This is a genomic window from Trebonia sp., from assembly GCF_049794275.1.
In the GTDB taxonomy this organism is placed as follows: Bacteria; Actinomycetota; Actinomycetes; order Streptosporangiales; family Streptosporangiaceae; genus Trebonia.
In genome coordinates this window covers 1-3,677 of the sequence record NZ_JBARCR010001166.1, presented here as the reverse complement: position 1 = coordinate 3,677, position 3,677 = coordinate 1, and the positions used below count along the sequence as shown (strand labels likewise).

General features: G+C 66.2%; 4 protein-coding genes. All 4 read right to left on the bottom strand.

Translation table 11 applies throughout. The annotated features are described in order from the left end of the window. Positions 1-374, bottom strand: a 374-nt coding sequence (locus tag WA805_RS28810; RefSeq protein ID WP_422338464.1) for a GTP-binding protein, incomplete at its 3' end; no start/stop codon positions are given. Between the two features lie 85 nt (positions 375-459). Continuing rightward, positions 460-2,505, bottom strand: a complete 2,046-nt coding sequence (gene fusA, locus WA805_RS28805) for an elongation factor G (RefSeq protein ID WP_425243897.1) — start codon at positions 2,503-2,505, stop codon at positions 460-462. 83 nt (positions 2,506-2,588) lie between these two features. Next, positions 2,589-3,059, bottom strand: coding sequence for a 30S ribosomal protein S7 (gene rpsG, locus WA805_RS28800; protein ID WP_422275732.1), 471 nt, complete (start codon positions 3,057-3,059; stop codon positions 2,589-2,591). A 1-nt stretch (position 3,060) separates the two neighbouring features. Next, positions 3,061-3,435 carry a 30S ribosomal protein S12 gene (gene rpsL / locus WA805_RS28795; protein ID WP_145852144.1) on the bottom strand — a complete coding sequence of 125 codons (375 nt, stop codon included), beginning with the start codon at positions 3,433-3,435 and terminating at the stop codon, positions 3,061-3,063. Between the last annotated feature and the right edge of the window lie 242 nt (positions 3,436-3,677).

Sequence of the window (3,677 nt, the reverse complement as noted above, 5' to 3'; positions counted from 1 at the left end):
GCGAGCAGCACGTGCTCACGGGTCTGCGGCATCGGGCCGTCGGTGGCGGCGACCACCAGGATCGCGCCGTCCATCTGCGCGGCACCGGTGATCATGTTCTTGATGTAGTCCGCGTGACCCGGGCAGTCGACGTGCGCGTAGTGCCGCTTCTCGGTCTGGTACTCGACGTGCGAGATCGAGATCGTGATCCCGCGCTCCTTCTCCTCCTTCGCGTTGTCGATCTGGTCGAACGCGTAGAAGGGGTTCACGTCGGGCATCTTGTCGTGCAGCACCTTGGTGATCGCCGCGGTCAGCGTCGTCTTGCCATGGTCGATGTGCCCGATGGTGCCGATGTTGACGTGCGGCTTAGTCCGCTGGAACTTTGCCTTCGCCACTTGTATCTCCTCGTTGCGATCCGCCCCACCGCAGTGGGTCTGGAGTGTTTCCTGGGTTCCTTATGCCTGCTGTGCGCCGCGCCCGTTACTCGCCGCGCGCCTTGGCGATGATCTCCTTGGCGATGCTCGGCGGCACCTCGGAGTAGGAGTCGAACTGCATGCTGTAGTTCGCCCTCCCTTGAGTCCTGCTGCGCAGGTCACCGACGTATCCGAACATCTCAGACAGCGGGACGAGAGCCTTGACCACGCGGGCCCCGGATCGTTCCTCCATGGCCTGAATCTGACCGCGCCGACTGTTCAGGTCGCCGATCACATCGCCCATGTAGACCTCGGGCGTGGTGACCTCGACGCTCATCATCGGCTCGAGCAGCACAGGGCCCGCCAGCGCGGCGGCCTTCTTGAAGGCCATCGAGCCGGCGATCTTGAAGGCGAGCTCCGAGGAGTCCACCTCGTGGTAGGCGCCGTCGGTCAGCGTCACCTTGACGTCGACCATCGGGAACCCGGCCAGCACGCCGAACTCGGCGGCTTCCTGGCAGCCGGCGTCCACCGACGGGATGTACTCCCGCGGGATACGTCCGCCGGTCACCTTGTTCTCGAACTCATAGCCGCCGCCGTCACCGCCGGTCGGCTCCAGGTTGATGATCACCCGGCCGAACTGGCCGGAACCACCGGTCTGCTTCTTGTGCGTGTACTCGACCTTCTGGGCCTTCTTGGTGACGGTCTCGCGGTAGGCGACCTGCGGGCGGCCGATGTTGGCCTCGACCCTGAACTCGCGCCGCATCCGGTCGACGAGCACCTCGAGGTGCAGTTCGCCCATGCCCGAGATGATCGTCTGCCCGGTCTCCTCGTCGGTCCTGACCTGGAAGGTCGGGTCCTCCTCGGCGAGCCGCTGGATGGCCGTGCCGAGCTTCTCCTGGTCGCTCTTGGTCTTCGGCTCGATCGCCACGTTGATCACGGGCGCAGGGAAGGTCATCGACTCCAGGATCACCGGGGCGTTCTGGGCGCTCAGCGTGTCGCCGGTGGTGGTGTCCTTCAGGCCCATCACCGCGACGATCTGCCCGGCGACCGCGGACGGGCGCTCCTCGCGCTTGTTCGCGTGCATCTGGTAGATCTTGCCGATCCGCTCCTTGCGGCCCTTGATCGAGTTCAGCACCTGGGTACCGGTCTCGAGGGTGCCCGAGTAGATGCGGATGTAGGTGAGCTTGCCGAGGTGCTGGTCCGCCATGATCTTGAAGGCCAGCGCGGAGAACGGCTCGTTCGGATCGGCGTGCCGCTCGACGACCTGCTCCTCGTTGCCCACCGCGTGGCCCTGGATGGACGGGATGTCCACCGGGCTCGGCAGGTACGCGATGATGGCGTCGAGCATGGGCTGCACGCCCTTGTTCTTGAAGGCCGTGCCGCACAGCACCGGGGTCACCGCGCTGGCGATCGTCGCCCGGCGGATCGCCGCCTCGAGCTGCTCCACCGAGGGCTCGCCGCCCTCGAGGTACATCTCCATCATCTCGTCGTCATTCTCGGCGATGGTCTCGAGCAGCCTGTCCCGCCACTCGCGAGCCGCGTCGAAGTGGTCCGCCGGGATGTCAACGACGTCATACGTGTCGCCCTTGCCCTCGGTCTGCCAGACCAGCGCGCGCATCCGGACGAGGTCGATCACGCCGCGGAAGTCCGACTCCACGCCCCACGGGAGCTGGACGACCAGCGGGGTCGCGCCGAGGCGGCTGGTGATCATCTCCACGCAGCGGTGGAACTCGGCGCCGACGCGGTCCATCTTGTTCACGAAGCAGATCCGCGGCACACCGTACTTGTCGGCCTGGCGCCAGACGGTCTCCGACTGCGGCTCCACGCCGGCCACGGCGTCGAACACGGCGACGGCGCCGTCGAGCACCCGCAGCGAGCGCTCGACTTCGACGGTGAAGTCGACGTGCCCGGGCGTGTCGATGATGTTGATGGTGTGATCACGCCAGGAGGTCGTGGTCGCGGCGGACGTGATCGTGATGCCGCGCTCCTGCTCCTGCTCCATCCAGTCCATGGTGGCCGCGCCCTCATGGACCTCACCAAGCTTGTAGTTGATGCCGGTGTAAAACAGGATGCGCTCGGTCGTCGTCGTCTTGCCCGCGTCGATATGCGCCATGATCCCGATGTTGCGGACCCTGGCGAGGTCTACTGCGGTCTGGGTGGCCACGTTAAGCGTCCTTAGTACTAGTTTTCTGGGTGTTACCAGCGGTAATGCGCGAAAGCCTTGTTGGACTCCGCCATCTTGTGCGTGTCCTCACGGCGCTTGACGCTGGCGCCAAGGCCGTTGCTGGCGTCGAGCAGCTCGTTCATCAGCCGCTCGGTCATCGTCTTCTCCCGGCGCTGCCGCGCGTACGTCACGATCCAGCGCAGGGCCAGCGTGGTGCTCCGCGAAGCGCGGACTTCCACGGGGACCTGGTAGGTGGCGCCGCCGACTCGCCGGCTGCGGACCTCAAGGGTCGGCTTGACGTTGTCCAGCGCGCGCTTGAGCGTGACTACCGGGTCGTTGCCGTTCTTCTCGCGGCAGCCCTCAAGGGCGCCGTAGACGGTGCGCTCGGCGAGCGAGCGCTTGCCGTCCTTGAGCACCTTGTTGGCGAGCGCGGTAACGAGCGGCGAGCCGTACACCGGGTCGGTGACAAGCTGCCGCTTCGACGCGGGACCCTTGCGCGGCATGTCAGCTCTTCTCCTTCTTCGCGCCGTAACGGCTGCGGGCCTGCTTGCGGTTGCGGACGCCCTGGGTGTCCAGCGAACCGCGGATGATCTTGTAACGGACGCCGGGCAGATCGCGGACACGGCCACCGCGCACCAGCACGATGGAGTGCTCCTGCAGGTTGTGCCCGACTCCCGGGATGTAGGCGGTGACCTCGATCTGGCTCGTCAGCCGGACGCGGGCGACCTTGCGCAGCGCGGAATTCGGCTTCTTGGGCGTGGTCGTGTAGACACGCGTGCACACGCCACGGCGCTGCGGGCTCTGCTTGAGCGCCGGCGTCTTGTTCTTCGACACCTTGTCCTGCCGGCCCTTGCGGACTAGCTGCTGGATCGTGGGCAACCGAGTCTCCGTCTTCCCGTCGTGTTCCTACTGTCAAGCTCGCGGACCCGCCACCGGCTCGCCCGCTATCGGGGCATCCAGTGGCGAGTCAGAAAATCGCCGGTTTCCCGTCGTTTCCACCCGTTTGACCTGCGAGTTTCGGCTCTCCTCCGACCCCCGAGGTCGGGCGTGTCGCCCTGACCGGGAGTCGACGGCTCGGTATGAGCCGACTACTGGGAGAGAGGAAACCCACACTACCAGCC

Excerpts from the sequence above, each read along its gene's own strand:
- fusA (WP_425243897.1), bottom strand. The coding sequence starts at position 2,505 with ATGGCGCATATCGACGCGGGCAAGACGACGACGACCGAGCGCATCCTG.
- rpsG (WP_422275732.1), bottom strand. The coding sequence starts at position 3,059 with ATGCCGCGCAAGGGTCCCGCGTCGAAGCGGCAGCTTGTCACCGACCCG.